Here is a 19544-nt window from a genome sequence, read left to right on the forward strand (position 1 = left end):
GGCAAAACAAAACCCCTACCTGCATACGCAGATAGGGGTTTCGGAATTTAATCTTGACGATGACCTACTCTCACATGGGGAAACCCCACACTACCATCGGCGATGCATCGTTTCACTGCTGAGTTCGGGATGGGATCAGGTGGTTCCAATGCTCTATGGTCGTCAAGAAATTCGGGAGCCAGGTCGTTTTCTCTTGCGAGATCACGCTCCAGCGAATGGGTATGTGATAGATCTCGGTGTTTGTGAACAGCTCGAACTTTCGGTTCGTTTCGTCTTCACACACCGCAATCTGGTGCTCTCTCGAGCCTACAAATTGCTTGGGTGTTATATGGTCAAGCCTCACGGGCAATTAGTATTGGTTAGCTCAACGCCTCACAGCGCTTACACACCCAACCTATCAACGTCGTAGTCTTCGACGGCCCTTCAGGGGACTCAAGGTCCCAGTGAGATCTCATCTTGAGGCTAGTTTCCCGCTTAGATGCTTTCAGCGGTTATCTATTCCGAACATAGCTACCCGGCAATGCCACTGGCGTGACAACCGGAACACCAGAGGTTCGTCCACTCCGGTCCTCTCGTACTAGGAGCAGCCCCTCTCAAATCTCAAACGTCCACGGCAGATAGGGACCGAACTGTCTCACGACGTTCTAAACCCAGCTCGCGTACCACTTTAAATGGCGAACAGCCATACCCTTGGGACCGGCTTCAGCCCCAGGATGTGATGAGCCGACATCGAGGTGCCAAACACCGCCGTCGATATGAACTCTTGGGCGGTATCAGCCTGTTATCCCCGGAGTACCTTTTATCCGTTGAGCGATGGCCCTTCCATACAGAACCACCGGATCACTAAGACCTACTTTCGTACCTGCTCGACGTGTCTGTCTCGCAGTCAAGCGCGCTTTTGCCTTTATACTCTACGACCGATTTCCGACCGGTCTGAGCGCACCTTCGTACTCCTCCGTTACTCTTTAGGAGGAGACCGCCCCAGTCAAACTACCCACCATACACTGTCCTCGATCCGGATAACGGACCTGAGTTAGAACCTCAAAGTTGCCAGGGTGGTATTTCAAGGTTGGCTCCACGCGAACTGGCGTCCACGCTTCAAAGCCTCCCACCTATCCTACACAAGCAAATTCAAAGTCCAGTGCAAAGCTATAGTAAAGGTTCACGGGGTCTTTCCGTCTAGCCGCGGATACACTGCATCTTCACAGCGATTTCAATTTCACTGAGTCTCGGGTGGAGACAGCGCCGCCATCGTTACGCCATTCGTGCAGGTCGGAACTTACCCGACAAGGAATTTCGCTACCTTAGGACCGTTATAGTTACGGCCGCCGTTTACCGGGGCTTCGATCAAGAGCTTCGCGTTAGCTAACCCCATCAATTAACCTTCCGGCACCGGGCAGGCGTCACACCCTATACGTCCACTTTCGTGTTTGCAGAGTGCTGTGTTTTTAATAAACAGTCGCAGCGGCCTGGTATCTTCGACCGGCATGGGCTTACGCAGTAAATGCTTCACCCTCACCGGCGCACCTTCTCCCGAAGTTACGGTGCCATTTTGCCTAGTTCCTTCACCCGAGTTCTCTCAAGCGCCTTGGTATTCTCTACCCAACCACCTGTGTCGGTTTGGGGTACGGTTCCTGGTTACCTGAAGCTTAGAAGCTTTTCTTGGAAGCATGGCATCAACCACTTCGTCACCCAAAGGGTAACTCGTCATCAGCTCTCGGCCTTAGACTCCCGGATTTACCTAAGAGTCCAGCCTACCACCTTAAACTTGGACAACCAACGCCAAGCTGGCCTAGCCTTCTCCGTCCCTCCATCGCAATAACCAGAAGTACAGGAATATTAACCTGTTTTCCATCGACTACGCTTTTCAGCCTCGCCTTAGGGACCGACTAACCCTGCGTCGATTAACGTTGCGCAGGAAACCTTGGTCTTTCGGCGTGGGTGTTTTTCACACCCATTGTCGTTACTCATGTCAGCATTCGCACTTCTGATACCTCCAGCAAGCTTCTCAACTCACCTTCACAGGCTTACAGAACGCTCCTCTACCGCATCACCTAAGTGATACCCGTAGCTTCGGTGTATGGTTTGAGCCCCGTTACATCTTCCGCGCAGGCCGACTCGACTAGTGAGCTATTACGCTTTCTTTAAAGGGTGGCTGCTTCTAAGCCAACCTCCTAGCTGTCTAAGCCTTCCCACATCGTTTCCCACTTAACCATAACTTTGGGACCTTAGCTGACGGTCTGGGTTGTTTCCCTTTTCACGACGGACGTTAGCACCCGCCGTGTGTCTCCCATGCTCGGCACTTGTAGGTATTCGGAGTTTGCATCGGTTTGGTAAGTCGGGATGACCCCCTAGCCGAAACAGTGCTCTACCCCCTACAGTGATACATGAGGCGCTACCTAAATAGCTTTCGAGGAGAACCAGCTATCTCCGAGCTTGATTAGCCTTTCACTCCGATCCACAGGTCATCCGCTAACTTTTCAACGGTAGTCGGTTCGGTCCTCCAGTTAGTGTTACCCAACCTTCAACCTGCCCATGGATAGATCGCCCGGTTTCGGGTCTATTCCCAGCGACTAGACGCCCTATTAAGACTCGCTTTCGCTACGCCTCCCCTATTCGGTTAAGCTCGCCACTGAAAATAAGTCGCTGACCCATTATACAAAAGGTACGCAGTCACCCAACAAAGTGGGCTCCCACTGCTTGTACGCATACGGTTTCAGGATCTATTTCACTCCCCTCTCCGGGGTTCTTTTCGCCTTTCCCTCACGGTACTAGTTCACTATCGGTCAGTCAGTAGTATTTAGCCTTGGAGGATGGTCCCCCCATATTCAGACAAAGTTTCTCGTGCTCCGTCCTACTCGATTTCATGACTAAGAGATTTTCGCGTACAGGGCTATCACCCACTATGGCCGCACTTTCCAGAGCGTTCCGCTAATCTCAAAGCCACTTAAGGGCTAGTCCCCGTTCGCTCGCCACTACTAAGGGAATCTCGGTTGATTTCTTTTCCTCAGGGTACTTAGATGTTTCAGTTCCCCTGGTTCGCTTCTTAAGCCTATGTATTCAGCTTAAGATACCTAACTTATGTTAGGTGGGTTCCCCCATTCAGACATCTCCGGATCAAAGTCTGTTTGCCGACTCCCCGAAGCTTTTCGCAGGCTACCACGTCTTTCATCGCCTCTGACTGCCAAGGCATCCACCGTATGCGCTTCTTCACTTGACCATATAACCCCAAGCAATCTGGTTATACTGTGAAGACGACATTCGCCGAAAATTCGCAATTACTCACAAATTTTACCTTAGCCTGAGCCGTTACCAGTGAAAGTAACGTTCAGTCTATCTTTCTATCACATACCCAAATTTTTAAAGAACGATCTAATCTTAAAGATCAGAAATCAACATTCACCATCGTCACGATGGAATGCTCATTTCTAAGCTTTACAAGTCAGAAGCAGTAGTGGTGGAGCCAAACGGGATCGAACCGTTGACCTCCTGCGTGCAAGGCAGGCGCTCTCCCAGCTGAGCTATGGCCCCGTATTTCTACAGGCGTTTCCCACACAAAATTGGTGGGTCTGGGCAGATTCGAACTGCCGACCTCACCCTTATCAGGGGTGCGCTCTAACCAACTGAGCTACAGACCCAATTTCGGGCTGCTTCTTATCGTCTTCTTCAATGAATCAAGCAATTCGTGTGGGAACTTATGGAACAGCTGATGTCGTCGATTAAGGAGGTGATCCAGCCGCAGGTTCCCCTACGGCTACCTTGTTACGACTTCACCCCAGTCATGAATCACACCGTGGTAACCGTCCTCCCGAAGGTTAGACTAGCTACTTCTGGTGCAACCCACTCCCATGGTGTGACGGGCGGTGTGTACAAGGCCCGGGAACGTATTCACCGCGACATTCTGATTCGCGATTACTAGCGATTCCGACTTCACGCAGTCGAGTTGCAGACTGCGATCCGGACTACGATCGGTTTTCTGGGATTAGCTCCACCTCGCGGCTTGGCAACCCTCTGTACCGACCATTGTAGCACGTGTGTAGCCCAGGCCGTAAGGGCCATGATGACTTGACGTCATCCCCACCTTCCTCCGGTTTGTCACCGGCAGTCTCCTTAGAGTGCCCACCATTACGTGCTGGTAACTAAGGACAAGGGTTGCGCTCGTTACGGGACTTAACCCAACATCTCACGACACGAGCTGACGACAGCCATGCAGCACCTGTCTCAATGTTCCCGAAGGCACCAATCCATCTCTGGAAAGTTCATTGGATGTCAAGGCCTGGTAAGGTTCTTCGCGTTGCTTCGAATTAAACCACATGCTCCACCGCTTGTGCGGGCCCCCGTCAATTCATTTGAGTTTTAACCTTGCGGCCGTACTCCCCAGGCGGTCAACTTAATGCGTTAGCTGCGCCACTAAGAGCTCAAGGCTCCCAACGGCTAGTTGACATCGTTTACGGCGTGGACTACCAGGGTATCTAATCCTGTTTGCTCCCCACGCTTTCGCACCTCAGTGTCAGTATCAGTCCAGGTGGTCGCCTTCGCCACTGGTGTTCCTTCCTATATCTACGCATTTCACCGCTACACAGGAAATTCCACCACCCTCTACCATACTCTAGCTCGACAGTTTTGAATGCAGTTCCCAGGTTGAGCCCGGGGATTTCACATCCAACTTAACGAACCACCTACGCGCGCTTTACGCCCAGTAATTCCGATTAACGCTTGCACCCTCTGTATTACCGCGGCTGCTGGCACAGAGTTAGCCGGTGCTTATTCTGTCGGTAACGTCAAAACAATTACGTATTAGGTAACTGCCCTTCCTCCCAACTTAAAGTGCTTTACAATCCGAAGACCTTCTTCACACACGCGGCATGGCTGGATCAGGCTTTCGCCCATTGTCCAATATTCCCCACTGCTGCCTCCCGTAGGAGTCTGGACCGTGTCTCAGTTCCAGTGTGACTGATCATCCTCTCAGACCAGTTACGGATCGTCGCCTTGGTGAGCCATTACCTCACCAACTAGCTAATCCGACCTAGGCTCATCTGATAGCGCAAGGCCCGAAGGTCCCCTGCTTTCTCCCGTAGGACGTATGCGGTATTAGCGTCCGTTTCCGAGCGTTATCCCCCACTACCAGGCAGATTCCTAGGCATTACTCACCCGTCCGCCGCTCGCCACCAGGTACAAGTACCCGTGCTGCCGCTCGACTTGCATGTGTTAGGCCTGCCGCCAGCGTTCAATCTGAGCCATGATCAAACTCTTCAGTTCAAACATCTTTGGGTTTTTAAGAAACCCTAAACTTGGCTCAGCAATCGTTGGTTACATCTTTGATTTCTCGCGGAGTAACTTGTGATGCTGATAATCTTGTTGACTATCAGTCTGACTCCACAAGCACCCACACGAATTGCTTGATTCAGTTGTTAAAGAGCGGTTGGTTGAGTCTTTCGTCTCGACCGAGGCGCGCATTCTACAGCAGCCTCTGTTGCTGTCAAGCGGTTATTTTCCGAAGCTTTCAAAGTTTCCTTTGTAACTTCAACCACTTGCGCTTTCGATCTCTCGTTAGCGGGAGGCGAATTCTACAGCGTTACTCGCTGCTGTCAACACCTCTTTTTCAACTCCTTTCGCGCTTCGATGACCTGAAGCAACTTGCTGCCGAAAACTGCGTAACTCATTGTTTACCAAGGAGTTTTCCGTTTCGACTGCGCCGGAAGTGGGGCGAATTATAGACGTCTGGAATTAGTACAGTATTAAAATACGTGGTCAACCCCCGTTTAGAAATTCTTTTTCCATACCAAAGAACCCAGGTTGCCACTATGAAAGCTTCCAAGGTCCATATAAAGCATCAAGGAAGCAGAGAACCCAAACCACGCCGTCACTGAATCAACCTTTATTGCGTGGACGCTGACTAACCGCTTTTGCCGATGCCTGCCTGTCGCCACCGTCATTTACATCGACTTGACCGACACCACTTCCACAAACCTGAATTTTTTTCTGGCCGCCTTAGTAGCTTCTTGCTCTGCAACCAGGGAGCTCAGTGTATCGGCCTCATGTACCATTTCGTGCATCTTGCCTTCAAATTCATTTCCCACCCGCAGCGTGACTCTCAGCCTGGGCGTGAAGCCTTTTGAGACTTTCTTTTTCTTCGCTGCTTTTACCGGTTGCACGATCACGACATCCGGGACGGATTCTTGTACGTGTGAGTTGATTGCTGGCGCAGGGGGCTCAGAATCACCGAATAGCGCCCGGCGCATCTCTTCTTCCGTCAATTCTGTATTCATACCATTTCTCAGAAGGGCGTTATGTATAACCTGACCGATTCTATCAGCATGGCCGGATTCTGTAGTAAAGCGTCGCCGGGTCAGACCTGAAGCGGTGAAGGCGTTCTTTATCGAGTTGGGCCTCGAGCTTGAGGGCCCCTTCTCATGCTGATTGTCTGCGCCAAGTGCCGGGTGATGTGCCGAACTGGCGTTTGAATGCGCGACTGAACGCTGCTTCGGATTCGTAGCCAACTGCAAAGCCGATTTGCGCCACATTGCCGCGGCCTTCGCGCAGGTGTTGAGCCGCCACGTGCATACGCCAGAGTGTCAGGTATTGCATCGGTGGCTGTCCGACCAAGGTCGTGAATCGCTCCGCGAATACCGAGCGCGACATGCCCACTTCTAGAGCCAGGGCTTCTGCAGTCCAGGCCTCGGTGGGACGAGCATGCAGCAGCGCCAGTGCGCGGCCAACATGCGGATCTCGCAAACCCGCCAGCCACCCGCGACGCTCAGCCGGGAGGCTGGCGACATACTGGCTGACGGCTTCGACGAATAGCAATTCGGATAGCTTGGCGATGACCGTTGTCGAGCCGACGCGCCCCGCCGCAATCTCACTGACAGCGAACCGGAATGAGCTTTCAATCCAGGCTCCCGACGCCGTCGCGCGTACGTCTAATTTCAATAAGGAGGGCAGCGACGAAAGTAACGGACTGAATGGGGTGTCAGAGCCGAGGAATCCGCACAACAGCTGCGTGGCCTCGCCTCCCCCGCCGTACTTGATTCGTGCAATGCCGCCGACTTCTGGCGGTTGAACAACGTCGCTCGCCGGCATGGGCGCAATGCTTAGGTCGCTGCCAAAAGAATGAGCGTCATTGCGCGGAAGCAGAATGAGTTCGCCTGCCCGCACGTCAATGATGGCACCACCGTCGATTCGTAATTGCATGTGCCCCGCGGCGACAAAATGCGACGCGATGATATGTCGCGGTGCCGCCAGGAACGGTTTGCAATCGTCCGCAGAGATTCTTCCGTTGATGCACCAGGGCGCAGTGAATTCCGCCTCGAGGAAGACCCCTCCAGACAACCGAATCACACGCAGGACATCAGAAAGCGCATCCAACAATTGCCAGCCCCTCTTCCGGAGTCCGGAGCATGTAATCAGGCGGACTGGTCATTCATCGCCTGAACTGCGAGGCCTAGATTAGCACCAACGCGGACTCAGTGATCGAGACTTCCCCAGAGGCTTCACCGATGGTCATTGGCGTCGACGTTAACCGTAATTGCCCCGTCCAACTCGACCACGGAAGCAGGAAACCAATATGAACACCGTCGCTACCCTACCCAGTTCAGATTCGGACAACGCCGCCCGTTATGCTCAAATTGTCAGATCATCGAAGAAAGCTGAATGGCAGATCGATCGCGATTTGCTACAGGACCGGAATTTCGATTTCTCGCGAAAATTCTTGCCCGACGGACTATCGCGAATCGACCGCCTGACCTTTCTCGCCGCGGACGAGGCGCGCCTGCTCAGTCAGATTCAGGGCCGAACCTATGCGTATCTCTTTGGCTTGGTCGAGCGTTTTATCAGTGCCAAAATGCTCGATCAAGGTCGTGCCCATGTATTTGACGATCAGCTCGCACTCGAAGCGCTGGTGCGCTTTTCTAACGACGAGATCAAGCACCAGGAACTGTTCCGGCGCATAGAGACGATGATGGGCTTGCAATTGCCCGCGGGATATCGCCAAGTTGCCGATCCAAACGATGTGGCGCGCGCGGTACTCGCGGCCAGCACCTGGTCGGTGCTGGCACTGACCTGTCATATCGAGCTGTTTGTTCAAACGCACTACGCGCAAAGCATCGCCCCGCACGAGGAGTTGTGCCCACTCTTCAAGGATGTCTTCAAATTTCACTGGAAGGATGAAAGCCGGCACGTCGTACTCGATGAACTGGAGTGGAAGGCGGAGCACGCGAAACTCTCGCCAGCCGAGCGCGACCAGGCAGTGAACGATCTGATTACGCTGGTGGCGGCCGTCGACGCAATCCTGCAGGCACAATCGGCCTCCGATGCCGACTACTTTATTCGGAATGTTTCACGATCGTTCAGTGTCGATGAGACAGCGCACATCAAAGCCTCCGTGCTGAGCGCCTACCGCTGGCAATACATTATTTCGGGTGTGCAGCATCCACACTTTGGCCGGCTGCTTGCGCGCATGACAACACCCGCACAGATGTCCAGGATTCAGACCGCACTGGCACCCATCTTGAGCAATTGATCGACAGGGCGCGACCGACCACGCGTCGGCCGCGCGGTTGTGGAATGACGGGCTGAGAATGATTGAGGATGGCAGCCATGACGACACCGATGTGGATGTTGCTCGGATTCGCGACCTGGACTTTGCTGCTGTTGATGGCCACCGTCGGGGTGTATCGCTGGTTCGGAATCCTGTTCTCGAATGTTCCGATTGCCTCGTTCCGAAGCGATCGGCTCGAAGGCGAAGATTGGTATCGGCGCGGAACAAGAGCACACGCGAACTGCGTGGAAAATCTGCCGGTCTTTGCCGCCATCGTGTGGGTGATTTCAACTCTGGGTGTCGACGACCCGGCAGTGAGCTACTTGTCCATAATCGTCCTGATCGCTCGCGTGTGCCAGTCTCTGGTTCACGTATCCCATGTGCAAACCAATACGTTCGTGGCGGTTCGGTTTACCTTCTTTTGCGTTCAGTTGGTCTGTTTTTTCGCGCTCATCGTTATAGCCGCTTGTTACGGCTTAGGAATAGTCAAATAGAGGGATGAACCGCCGATGACTACAGGATGCATCGGCTATGCAATGTACGCATAGCGACGCCTGAAGTTTGCATTGGTCCAAGGCATTTACGGTGCGGCATGATGCGGGCAACAGTTGGCCAGCTCTCCTCTCAGCCTCCAAATCCAGGTTCCATTCATATGTCTATTTGCCCTGAAATCCAAGCCCTGGCCACCGATATGCGCGTCTGGCGCCAACAGCTTCACAGCCAGCCGGAAATCGCCTTCAAGGAACACAGGACCGCTAACTTCGTCGCCACGCATCTGCGCTCATGGGATATCGAAACCCATACCGGTATCGGCCAGACAGGCGTCGTTGGGGTGATCCACGGCAGCCTTGGCCCTGGGCCGAGTATCGCCTTTCGCGCCGACATGGATGCGTTGCCCATCGTCGAGGAAGGTCAGCCCTCCTACCGCTCCCAGCATCAGGGAATATTCCATGGCTGCGGTCACGATGGCCATACCGCCATCCTGCTGGGCACGGCCCGGTTCCTGGCTCAGAAGCGGAATTTTCGCGGCAAGGTGGTGCTGATTTTCCAACCCGCCGAGGAGATTATCCAAGGCAGTCTGGCGATGCTTGAGGATGGTTTGCTGCAACGTTTTCCCTTCGACGAAGTCTATTCCCTGCACAACCACCCTGCGCTGGCTGCGGGCACCATCGGCGTGCGCACCGGAGGCCTGATGGCCTCGGTGGACTTTTTCTCGATCCGCATCACGGGCGTGGGCAGCCACGGCGGTATGCCGCACCTGAGCGTTGACCCGATCGTCATCGGCTCAAGCCTGGTCGGAGCCCTGCAAAGCATCGTCAGTCGTAACGTCGATCCAGTGGAAAGCTCAGTCATCAGTGTCTGCCGCTTCCAGGCGGGAGAGACCAACAACGTCATCCCGGAGTTCGCCCAGCTCGATGGCACCGTTCGCACCCTGTCCACCCGCGTTCGTCAGCAGGTCATTGAGCGCATGCGCGAGGTCTGCCAGGGACTGGCACTGAGTTACAAGTGCAAAATTGATATGACGCTGTCCAACAACACGCCGCCAGTGGTCAACAGTGCAGAACATACCCAGTACGTGATTAGCGCCGCGCACAGTGTGGTTGGAGCCGACAACCTGGTCGACAACGTTGCCCCGATCATGGCGGGCGATGATGTCGCGGTGTTTCTCCAGGAGCGTCCCGGCTGTCACTTCCTGTTAGGGCAGGACGGCCATATGTGTCACCACCCCCACTATGACTTCAATGATGAGGTGGCGAGCATCGGCGTCGCCATGTTCGAGCAATTGGTGCGCTTGCGACTCGGCGCCTGACGCGACAACAACAACAACAACAACAACAACAACAACACACTAGCCTGGAGCCCGGCATGACACCCAGAACGTTGCCTGCTTGTCTTTCACTACTGCTCTTGCTGCTTTCGAACCCCGCCAGTGCGGCTACTGGCAGTAGTTACACCGCCAACTGGCATACGCTGGTGCCCTTTTTCCTGCTGATTACGCTGACCCTTGGCATCACCCGCTGGGCCAGCCGTCGTAACGGCAGCGCCGCTGACTACTACAACGCTGGCGGCGGCATCACCCCCTTGCAAAACGGCTTCGCCTTGGCTGGCGACTATATGTCGGCCTCGACCTTCCTCGGCGCTGTGGCCATGCAGGCCCTGTACGGCTATGACAGCCTGATCTATGGGGTCGGCACCCTGGTCGGCTGGCCGATCCTGCTGTTTTTGGTGGCCGAACCCTTGCGCAATCTTGGTCATTACACCCTGTCGGACGTGGTCTCGTTCCGCCTGCAAAAGCGCCCGGTGCACCTGCTGACCGCCGCCAATTCCCTGGTCATCGTACTGTTCTACCTGGTGGTGCAGATGGTCGGTGCCGGCAAACTGATCCAACTGCTGTTCGGCACCCCCTACCTGTTCTCGGTGGGCATGGTCGGCCTTCTGGTGCTGTTTTATGTGCTTGTCGGGGGCATGCTGGCCACCACCTGGGTGCAAATCATCAAGGCCCTGTTGATTCTGGCGATCGGCAGCTTCCTGTGTTTCATGGTGCTGAAAAGTGTGGGCTTCAGTGGCAACCAGTTACTCGACAGAGTGGTCCATGCCTATCCCCAGGGCTTGGCCGTGCTGGCCCCCAGCAAGTTGATCGCCGACCCGATAGATGCCATTTCCCTGGGCGTCTCACTGATCTTCGGCATGGTCGGCCTGCCCCACATCCTGATCCGATTCTTCACCGTCAAGAATGGCGCCGCCGCCCGCCAGTCGGCCTTCTACGCCACTTGCATCATTGCCTACTTCTACACCTTGCTGGTGGTGATCGGTGCGGGGGCGGCGATCTTCGTCATAGGCAACCCTGCGTTTCTCGACGCCGGCAGCCAGGTCCTGATCGGTGGTAACAATATGGCGGCCATGCACCTGGGCACGTTCTTCGGCGGCGAGCTGTTCCTGGGGGTGATGTCCGCCGTGGCCTTCGCCACCATCCTCGCGGTCGTCGCCGGCCTGACCATCTCCGGTGCTTCGGCGGTCAGCCACGATATCTACACCCACCTGTTCAACCTGCAAAAAAACGATCCCAAACGGGAGCTGAAAATTTTCCGCAGTGCCAGCATCATCCTGATCTTCGTCGCCCTGTTGCTCTCGCAACTGGTGCAGAACCTGAACATCAGCTTCCTCGCCGGCCTGGTGTTTGCGATTGCCGCGAGTACCAACTTTCCGATGCTGATCCTGTCCATCTTCTGGCGCGGCCTGACCACCCGCGGAGTGGTCGCCGCCTGCCTGTGCGGGCTCGTCACCTCAGTGGGCCTGTTGATACTGGGGCCGACAATCTGGGTCGGGGTACTGGGTCACGATACGGCGATCTTCCCCTATTCCAACCCGGCGCTGTTCTCCATGAGCCTGGCCTTTTTCGCCGCGTGGGTCGCCTCGGTCACCGACCGCAGCCCATCGGCCCAAGCCGAACGCGCCAGGTTCGATGCCCAGCACTACCGCTCGCTGACCGGTATTAACGCCAGCAATGCCGTGGCTCACTAACCCCCAACTGCAAACGAGGTCTCTACCATGCCAGCCCTGCCCATTGCCCCAGACAGCGACGCGCCTCTGGCCAACCTGAAAAAGGTCCGACTCCGGTTAAGCCTGGGTCTGACCCTGTTGACACTGAGCGCCTACTTCGGCTTTATCCTGTTGGTGGCATTTGACCCTCATTGGCTGACCCTGCCGCTGTCGACAGAGTCGCGAATGACCACCGGCATCGTAATGGGGATTGGCCTGTACTGGTTCTGTGTCGCCGTTACCGGTTTCTACACCTGGTACGCCAACCACCACATCGATCCGCTGTTGCGTGAGATGCAGCAGGCGACCGACGCTGACGGCACTCGGGCCCAGGTTGATCAACCGTCAACTGCGGGCGCCACGGCCAGCAGTTCGGCGTAACGTGCGAATATCTGATGGGCCAACGTCTTGGCCCCCTTCACCGAGGGGGCCAAAGTGCGTCCCGCAAGACTGACCGAGCCGAAACGCGCGCTTCGTTGCAGCGGCGGACTCAAGGGGATTTCCAGCAACCGACCGCTGCCCAGCGCCTGCCAAAAGGCCGGACGGCTGCCAAAGACCACCGTGTTCCCGGCCAGGGCCAAAACCTCCAGGTCTGCCAGTACATCGGTCTGAAAATGAATGGCAGACTCGATTGAGCCCTGGAAATACGCCTCCAGGTCAGTCATGGCCCAGTCCGACAACTTGATGCAGCCCAAGGGGTAATCCAACAACTCGGTCGCAGAGACCTGGCTTCTTTGCGCCAGCGGATGACTGGCGGCACAAAAGAAACCGCTGCGCCAACAGGGCAGCGTATCGACCTGCAAATCCTGACGATAGGACAGCAGCGCCACATCGCCGAAAAAGATGTCGATCTTCTCCTCCAGCAGCAACCTCAACAACTCTTCATAAGTACCGCCCTTAACGGTCAGCCGCACCTGCGGTGCATTCACGGCAAAATGTTCCAGCAGTGGCGTCTTGAGCAACGCGGCCGCCGTCGGCCCGAAACCCAGGGCAATCTCGCCATACTCGCCACGCCGCACCAACTCGATGTCCCGGCGCAGTTCATTGAGTTCGGCCAGCACCTTGCGCGCCCGCTCAGTAAACACCTCGCCGTAGGGTGTCAGCTCAACGCCGGTTGGCCCACGATCAAACAACCGAACCCCAAGTTCGGCTTCGATCGACTGAATGCTCCGAGACAGGGCCGGCTGACTCAGGTTGACCTCGATACTGGCTCGAGTGAATGTCAGGTGCTCTACCAGCCCCAGAACGTGACGTAGTTTCCTGGTATCCATTTTTCTCTTTCTTGGCGGTCGGATTTACGAAACATTGCCAAGGACGATCCTACAAAAGCCCACCCGCGTCCATATCGATCTGAGCAGGGCGAGGCCAGGATGGGGAGGCGCGCCATCGACAGGTCGCCCTGGTTGTGGCGAGGCAGGAACTTTTGAACCGTTGATATTTTTCCATCAATGACTCACCCCATCGGTTGCCTCCAACCTTTGGGGTGCAGTCCATTAAGTGGCAGCCATCAAGTGCGACCCACGGAACCTGTGACCGGTAGATTGCCCAGCAACTTGAGCCCCGTAGTTTTCACGAAAGCGTCGTAGTCCATCGGTTTCTCAATACGGGTTTCTGCGTTGGGTAATACGTAAGCCCAGGCCCGTTTGGACGATGCGTCGTAAACCAGCTTGAACAGGCGCGTCGGCACCCAGACCTTGTTGTCGCCAATAGTGGTGTGGCCTGAGTCAAAGAGCGGGCCGGTAAAGACAAAAACATTGCCATCGGCTCGTTTGGCAAACTTCCTGACATCAGACTCGACCTTGCTCCAGATCTTCCGGTTGTTGGTGGGGTCTTGCGGCACCATGTTCGACAGCGCAAAGGATTGGGCCATTGCATTGGGGCTCGGTGCATCGGCTGCCGGGGATTGATGACCACGGTCCACGGCCGGATGCTGGCTACGGTAGTCGCTCAACTCTGCCCGCCCACCCTTGGGGATGCGTGGGTCCGGATAGAACTGGTTGGTGCGCTCCTCCCCTTTTGCATCCTGAAGCTGGGCTGCATTCAGACGCTCTACCACCACCAGCGGTGTCTTGCTGGTTTGCGAGTACAGCACCGCGAAGTTGTCGGAACACAGGGCCAAGGGGTTCATGGTTGCAGGCACAGTGGCCATGTTGATCGGTTTGGCTGCCGGGAACAGATCTGCACAGCCGTCGAATGATGCCTGTTTCTGTTTGTTTGAATAGAGGTCCAGCGCCGCGTTCTGGCTGATCGAGCCCGAGCGGGACACTTGCTCCTGATGCTGGGTAGGCGGCTTGAGGAGATCCAGCAGGCTGCGGGCTTCTGCCCCGGTTGAGAGCAAAACAAGGGCCGACAGCCCAACTGCAATTTTGCGTAGGTACATGCTTTAGTTCTTCGAATGGGATTGAGGGATAAGGTACGGCGAGCCCCGATTCATGGGGCCAAGTGGAGGCGGTTGCTGATTATGTTGCGGTGAGCATGCGTTCACTGTCCTTGAACAAAATACCGATGGAATCCGGTCGGCTCCGAGCAGTACGACCGCTGTCGGTCGTGCGGGATTTATTGACCACCACAAATCACATTAGTGCTGAGCAGCGTTCGCATTCTACCCGCCCATTCGCGTCGAAGAAGCGAAAGGAATGGCGAGCTCCTCAGGGCATGCCGGGGTTCAAAGTCGAGTAACCCGTGAAGAACCAAAAAAAAGCCCCGCACTTCAACCGAAGGCGGGGCTTTTGATCTGGCTGGCGTCACTTCATATCGGTTACATCGCCGTATGGAAAATCTGCTCGATCTCGTCCTGATTGGCAGGACGCGGATTGGTAAAGCCGCAGGCATCCTTCATGGCATTGGTTGCCAGGATCGGGATATCGTCGGCCTTGGCGCCCAGTTCGGCGAGGCCGCTCGGAATACCGACATCCGAAGACAGTTTACGGATGGCGGTGATGGCCGCGGCGGCGCCTTTTTCCTCATCCAGATGCTGGGTGTCGACACCCATTGCGTTGGCGATGTCTTTAAACCGGGCCGGGCATACGCTGGCGTTGAAGCTGGCGACATGGGGCAGCAGGATCGCATTACAGACGCCGTGGGGCAGGTCGTAGTACCCGCCCAGTTGGTGCGCCATGGCGTGGACATAGCCCAGCGAAGCATTGTTGAAGGCCATGCCGGCAAGAAATTGCGCGTAGGCCATATTTTCCCGGGCGGTCATGTCGTCACCCTGGGCAACGGCAGTGCGCAGGTTGGCCGAGATCAATTCCACGGCCTTGAGTGCACAGGCATCGGTGATCGGCGTTGCCGCAGTCGACACGTAGGCTTCGATAGCGTGGGTCAGCGCGTCCATACCGGTGGCGGCCGTCAGGCCTTTGGGCATGCCTGCCATCAGCGAAGGATCGTTGACCGACAACAGTGGGGTGACGTTACGGTCGACGATGGCCATTTTCACGTGCCGGACTTCGTCGGTAATGATGCAGAAACGGGTCATTTCACTCGCCGTGCCGGCGGTGGTATTGATCGCGATCAACGGCATCTGCGGCTTGGCGGATTGATCCACGCCTTCGTAATCACTGATGTGCCCGCCGTTGGCGGCGCACAGGGCAATGCCCTTGGCGCAGTCATGGGGTGAACCACCGCCCAGGGAAATAATGAAATCACAGTCGCTGCGACCAAGCAGCTCGAGGCCTTTCTCGACATTGCTGACCGTCGGATTCGGTTTGGCGCCATCAAACAGGGTCGAGTTGATGTCCTGCTGGGCCAGAAGGCTGGCAACCTTGGCGGCCACGCCGGCTTTGGCCAGGCCTGCATCAGTGACGATCAAGGCTTTACGGAAGCCATATTTGCGGATTGCGAGCATCGCTTCGTCGAGACTGCCAATGCCCATCATGTTCACGGATGGAATGAAGAAGGTGCTGCTCATGATAAATCCTCTTTTATTCTGGAAACCCGGTAATCGGGTGAGGTTTTCTATTCATATCGCAGGCTGTGAGGCTCGTCGGATAGTCATCATTGACGAAGTTCAGCGGTGGAGGTGTGCTGCATCAAGTGTTCAGGCGAACAGTGTTTTAAGATGCAGAGATTGATGGGCCATCGCAGCCGGTATCTTTTGATCATGGGATTTAGCCTAAACCTATGACGCCAGACTGGAATGGTCCTTTAGCTTTCATTGGCACCTCCTTTAGTACTGGGAGGTAATGCGCCCCGACAAGGCCGGCGCGAGACCTGTGGCGAGGGAGCTTGCTCCCGTCGGGGCGCGCAGCGGCCTTAAAAAAACCTATTCAATGATTATTCCCCCCAAGTGCCCAGTGCAATTTGAAATCACTGAGCAGCATTTATGAGCGCGTTGATCGGCTCACTTTTTAATAGGTGTGACGAGCGTCTTTTCGTCGGTGTCGAGGACGAACACGGCCAACAGGCGTGCAGGTTCGGTGTCGCTGGCGTTGGCGCTGACTTCGTGCACGGAACCCGGCTCCTCTACAAAGTTTTCGCCGGCGTGGTAGATCTTTTCCGGCTGGCCTTTGACTTTGATGCGAAACGCGCCCTCCAGGACCGTTGCATAGATGAAGGCCGTTTTCGGATGGGTGTGGGACGGCGACGCGGCGCCCGGCCCATACTCGACGACCACACCCTTCATGCTCTTGCCAGGGATGTTGGGAATGGGACGGTCAAACACGACTGTCACCTTGCCGGCGGGCGGCTCAGCGGCCGACGCTGCGCTGATCGACAGTGCTGCGAAAGCAGCGGCCAAGAGAAATCGGGTAACCATGGCAATACTCCTTCGTGGTTAGGTGTTATGACGGCGCGCCCCATTACCGGGGCGACGCCTTCCTGAGATGTCCCTGGAGGACTCAGCGGCCCGCTTCGGCCATTGACTGACTGAGCCAGTCTTCGAAACGGATCACACCCAGGCGCGGGTTCTTGCCGGGTGTCAGCGATTGATCGTCAAGCACGGCGCCGTAGTAGCGCGCGTGTACGTCCGGTACGACCCGGCGAGTATCCTGAGTGGCCCGCAGAAAGCGCCTGATCAGCTCGTCGAGCGGCATGGCCTCGGGCCCCGCCACTTCGACCGTGCCATTGACCGGCGCTGCCAGCACGACGTCGGTGAGCGCCGCCACCACGTCATCGGACGCCAACGGCTGGATCAGCGCTGGCGAAACGCAAAGCTCTTCGCCGACGGTAAACGAATGGGCAATGCCGCCGACAAATTCGAAGAACTGCGTGGCACGCAAAATGGAGTAAGGAATGCCGGATGCCTTGATCAGGTTTTCCTGTGCGACCTTGGCCCGGAAATAGCCGTTCTCGGGAAGCCGTTCGCTCCCGACAATCGACAGGGCAACGTGATGGCGAACCCCGGCGGCCGCTTCGGCGGCCAGCAGGTTACGGCTCGACGTTTCGAAAAACTCGAGGACGGCCTGGTCCTCCCACGACGGAGCGTTCGCCACGTCGATGACGATGTCAGCACCATCCATCGCCTGGGCCAGGCCCTCGCGGGTGATGCTGTTTACGCCCGTGCTGGGGCTGGCTGCGAGCACGTCATGGCCGCGCTCGCGGAGGTTCTTCACAAGTTTCGATCCAATGAGGCCTGAGCCTCCGATGACGACGATTTTCATGGGCTTTCTCCACGTGTCGACTGCAACCATTGCGTCGGTGTAAGGGGAGATTGCCTGCGCGGGTGAACGAAGTCCTTGTGCCTGCTGTGGGTTTCCCTCCACGAAAGCTTGGTTTTACGTCCAAAGACGCCGCAGTCCGGCGTCGTCTCTGCCGCGGACGGTGCGGCGGGTTTAGCGCTGCCGTATCATCAATTTCAAATACTAATCGTCAGTCGCCTGGGACACGGAGTTGAGGGCGCTTCGCCAGGAGAACCTCACTTTGCCATTCGTGTTTGAAGACTACCTGCTCGATGAGGAGCGTCGGGAACTCACCTTGCGCGGGCACGTCGTGGCCGTCGGGCCGCAGGTTTTCGATCTATTACTGCTGTTCGTCAACAACCCCGATCGCGTCGTCAGCAAAGACGACCTGCTCAAGGCGGTGTGGAACGGCCGGATCGTCTCGGAGTCGACGATCACCAGCCACATCAATGCGGTGCGCAAGGCCATTGGCGATACCGGTGAGGAACAGCGCCTGGTGCGCACCGTCGCCCGCAAGGGTTACCGCTTCGTCGGCCAGATCAAGGTCGGCGGGATCGGCGAAGCGCAGCAGACTGACCGGCCTGTCATTTACAAACGCTCGCCCGCAGACTCGAAGGGAATGCCCTCCTCGTCGCTCGTCCTCCCGGACAAACCCTCGATTACCGTCTTGCCCTTCCAAAACTTGAGCGGCGATCCGGAGCAGGACTATTTCGCTGACGGCATCGTGGAAGACATCATCGCTGCCTTGTCGCGTATCCGCTGGCTGTTCGTCATCGCGCGCAATTCGAGCTTCACCTACAAGGGGCGGACGGTGGACGCCAAGGGCGTCAGCCAGGAGCTGGGCGTTCGCTACGTGCTGGAAGGCAGTGTGCGCAAGTCTGGGAACAAGGTACGCATCACCGGGCAGCTCATCGACGCGACGGGCGGGACGCATATCTGGGCGGAGCGCTTCGAAGGCGCGCTCAACGACATCTTCGAGCTGCAGGATCAAATCACCGAAAGCGTCGTCGGTGCCATTGCGCCGCAACTCGAACGGGCAGAAATCGAACGCGCCAAACGCAAACCGACGGAAAGCCTGGACGCCTACGACTACTATCTGCGCGCAATGGAAAAACTGCACAACGGCACCCGTGAAGCCCTCGACCAGGCGCTGCCATTGTTCTACAAGGCTATCGATCTCGATCCGGAATATGCATCGGCCTATGGCATGGCGGCCTGGTGTCACTTCTGGCGCAAGCTGAATGGCTGGATGAGCGATCAGACGCAAGAGATCGCTGAGGGCATACGGCTTGCGCGTTTGGCGGTGACGCTTGGCCGGGATGATGCGGTCGCGTTGACGCGAGGTGGACATGCATTAAGTCATCTCGCCGGTGATGTTGACGGCGGCATTGCCTTGCTCGACAGGGCACGCCTGCTTAATCCCAACCTCGCCCCTGCCTGGTTCCTGGGCGGTATCCTGCGCGCACTGCGCGGTGAAACGGACGCCGCCATCGAGCATCTGAGCCATGCCGTTCGCTTGAGTCCGCTGGATCCGGAAATGTTCAGGATGCAGGTCGGAATGGCGCTCGCGCATTTCTTCGCCGGGCGCTTCGATCTCGCGACGGACTGGGCGGAAAAGGGGTTGGGCAACCTGCCCAGTTTCCTGCCCCCGGTGGCCCTGGTGGCGGCCAGTCATGCCCTCAGCGGACGAATGGATAAAGCGAGGTTGGCGATGCAGCGACTACGCGAGCTGGATCCCTCGTTGCGCCTCTCCAACCTGAAAGACTGGCTGCCGATCCAACGGCCCGAGGATTTCGCGCGCTTCGTCGATGGACTGCGGTTGGCCGGGTTGCCTGAGTGACCGTGGAGCGGTT

Annotated in this window: 13 protein-coding genes, 2 tRNA genes and 3 rRNA genes; 6 read left to right on the top strand and 12 right to left on the bottom strand. The window is 56.5% G+C overall.

The window, feature by feature from the left end; translation table 11 throughout:
* Window positions 1-51: 51 nt before the first annotated feature.
* From rrf to JFU37_RS18555, 7 genes are all read right to left on the bottom strand, one after another.
* A 5S ribosomal RNA gene (rrf, locus tag JFU37_RS18525) occupies window positions 52-167 on the bottom strand.
* 161 nt (window positions 168-328) lie between these two features.
* Window positions 329-3220: ribosomal RNA gene (locus JFU37_RS18530) — 23S ribosomal RNA — on the bottom strand.
* A gap of 235 nt (window positions 3221-3455) precedes the next feature.
* A tRNA-Ala gene (locus JFU37_RS18535) sits at window positions 3456-3531 on the bottom strand.
* Window positions 3532-3561: 30 nt separating this feature from the next.
* Window positions 3562-3638 (bottom strand) — tRNA-Ile (locus JFU37_RS18540).
* An 82-nt stretch (window positions 3639-3720) separates the two neighbouring features.
* Window positions 3721-5259 (bottom strand): 16S ribosomal RNA (locus JFU37_RS18545).
* Together the 16S, 23S and 5S rRNA genes with 2 tRNA genes alongside form the textbook arrangement of a ribosomal RNA operon.
* Before the next feature lie 677 nt (window positions 5260-5936).
* A complete protein-coding gene (locus tag JFU37_RS18550; RefSeq protein WP_201117169.1) occupies window positions 5937-6269 on the bottom strand; it encodes a hypothetical protein in 333 nt (110 codons plus the stop codon).
* Window positions 6270-6411: 142 nt separating this feature from the next.
* Window positions 6412-7368 (bottom strand): AraC family transcriptional regulator, encoded by a 957-nt coding sequence (locus tag JFU37_RS18555; protein ID WP_201117170.1) that lies wholly within the window; start codon window positions 7366-7368, stop codon window positions 6412-6414.
* A gap of 196 nt (window positions 7369-7564) precedes the next feature.
* On the opposite strand from JFU37_RS18555, the gene JFU37_RS18560 reads away from it, so the two are divergent.
* From JFU37_RS18560 to JFU37_RS18580, 5 genes are all read left to right on the top strand, one after another.
* On the top strand, window positions 7565-8518 hold the full coding sequence (locus tag JFU37_RS18560; RefSeq protein WP_201117172.1) for a diiron oxygenase: 954 nt from the start codon (window positions 7565-7567) through the stop codon (window positions 8516-8518).
* Window positions 8519-8595: 77 nt separating this feature from the next.
* Entirely contained in the window at window positions 8596-9030 is a 435-nt protein-coding gene (locus tag JFU37_RS18565; RefSeq protein ID WP_201117174.1) for an MAPEG family protein, read from the top strand.
* A gap of 158 nt (window positions 9031-9188) precedes the next feature.
* Complete coding sequence (locus JFU37_RS18570) at window positions 9189-10346, top strand: M20 aminoacylase family protein (RefSeq protein WP_201117177.1); 1158 nt, start codon at window positions 9189-9191, stop codon at window positions 10344-10346.
* A gap of 56 nt (window positions 10347-10402) precedes the next feature.
* Window positions 10403-12058, top strand: coding sequence for a sodium:solute symporter family transporter (locus JFU37_RS18575; RefSeq protein ID WP_201117179.1), 1656 nt, complete (start codon window positions 10403-10405; stop codon window positions 12056-12058).
* A gap of 27 nt (window positions 12059-12085) precedes the next feature.
* Window positions 12086-12457 (top strand): DUF485 domain-containing protein, encoded by a 372-nt coding sequence (locus JFU37_RS18580; protein WP_201117181.1) that lies wholly within the window; start codon window positions 12086-12088, stop codon window positions 12455-12457.
* Here JFU37_RS18580 and JFU37_RS18585 read toward each other — a convergent pair.
* The 5 genes from JFU37_RS18585 to JFU37_RS18605 all read right to left on the bottom strand — a co-directional run bounded on the left by JFU37_RS18585 (window position 12415) and on the right by JFU37_RS18605 (window position 17673).
* Entirely contained in the window at window positions 12415-13347 is a 933-nt protein-coding gene (locus tag JFU37_RS18585; RefSeq protein ID WP_201117183.1) for a LysR family transcriptional regulator, read from the bottom strand. The genes JFU37_RS18580 and JFU37_RS18585 overlap by 43 nt on opposite strands.
* A gap of 236 nt (window positions 13348-13583) precedes the next feature.
* Window positions 13584-14456, bottom strand: a complete 873-nt coding sequence (locus JFU37_RS18590) for a DNA/RNA non-specific endonuclease (protein ID WP_201117185.1) — start codon at window positions 14454-14456, stop codon at window positions 13584-13586.
* 378 nt (window positions 14457-14834) lie between these two features.
* Window positions 14835-15983, bottom strand: coding sequence for an L-threonine dehydrogenase (gene yiaY, locus JFU37_RS18595; protein WP_201117187.1), 1149 nt, complete (start codon window positions 15981-15983; stop codon window positions 14835-14837).
* A 432-nt stretch (window positions 15984-16415) separates the two neighbouring features.
* Window positions 16416-16829: a cupin domain-containing protein gene (locus JFU37_RS18600; protein WP_201117189.1), complete on the bottom strand. Its 414-nt coding sequence runs from the start codon at window positions 16827-16829 to the stop codon at window positions 16416-16418.
* Window positions 16830-16911: 82 nt separating this feature from the next.
* Window positions 16912-17673, bottom strand: coding sequence for an SDR family oxidoreductase (locus JFU37_RS18605; RefSeq protein WP_201117200.1), 762 nt, complete (start codon window positions 17671-17673; stop codon window positions 16912-16914).
* Window positions 17674-17932: 259 nt separating this feature from the next.
* Between JFU37_RS18605 and JFU37_RS18610 the strand changes: the two genes are divergently transcribed.
* Window positions 17933-19531, top strand: coding sequence for a winged helix-turn-helix domain-containing tetratricopeptide repeat protein (locus JFU37_RS18610; RefSeq protein WP_201117202.1), 1599 nt, complete (start codon window positions 17933-17935; stop codon window positions 19529-19531).
* The last annotated feature ends 13 nt before the right edge of the window (window positions 19532-19544 follow it).

Origin of the sequence: Pseudomonas sp. TH41 (assembly GCF_016650695.1) — a bacterium.
Lineage (GTDB): Bacteria > Pseudomonadota > Gammaproteobacteria > Pseudomonadales > Pseudomonadaceae > Aquipseudomonas.

Bases quoted from the DNA above. Each gene is read 5' to 3' on its own strand.
- JFU37_RS18590 (WP_201117185.1), bottom strand. From the start codon at position 14,456: ATGTACCTACGCAAAATTGCAGTTGGGCTGTCGGCCCTTGTTTTGCTC.
- JFU37_RS18575 (WP_201117179.1), top strand. From the start codon at position 10,403: ATGACACCCAGAACGTTGCCTGCTTGTCTTTCACTACTGCTCTTGCTG.
- yiaY (WP_201117187.1), bottom strand. From the start codon at position 15,983: ATGAGCAGCACCTTCTTCATTCCATCCGTGAACATGATGGGCATTGGC.
- JFU37_RS18570 (WP_201117177.1), top strand. From the start codon at position 9,189: ATGTCTATTTGCCCTGAAATCCAAGCCCTGGCCACCGATATGCGCGTC.
- JFU37_RS18550 (WP_201117169.1), bottom strand. From the start codon at position 6,269: ATGAATACAGAATTGACGGAAGAAGAGATGCGCCGGGCGCTATTCGGT.
- JFU37_RS18585 (WP_201117183.1), bottom strand. From the start codon at position 13,347: ATGGATACCAGGAAACTACGTCACGTTCTGGGGCTGGTAGAGCACCTG.
- JFU37_RS18605 (WP_201117200.1), bottom strand. From the start codon at position 17,673: ATGAAAATCGTCGTCATCGGAGGCTCAGGCCTCATTGGATCGAAACTT.
- JFU37_RS18565 (WP_201117174.1), top strand. From the start codon at position 8,596: ATGACGACACCGATGTGGATGTTGCTCGGATTCGCGACCTGGACTTTG.
- JFU37_RS18600 (WP_201117189.1), bottom strand. From the start codon at position 16,829: ATGGTTACCCGATTTCTCTTGGCCGCTGCTTTCGCAGCACTGTCGATC.
- JFU37_RS18580 (WP_201117181.1), top strand. From the start codon at position 12,086: ATGCCAGCCCTGCCCATTGCCCCAGACAGCGACGCGCCTCTGGCCAAC.
- JFU37_RS18560 (WP_201117172.1), top strand. From the start codon at position 7,565: ATGAACACCGTCGCTACCCTACCCAGTTCAGATTCGGACAACGCCGCC.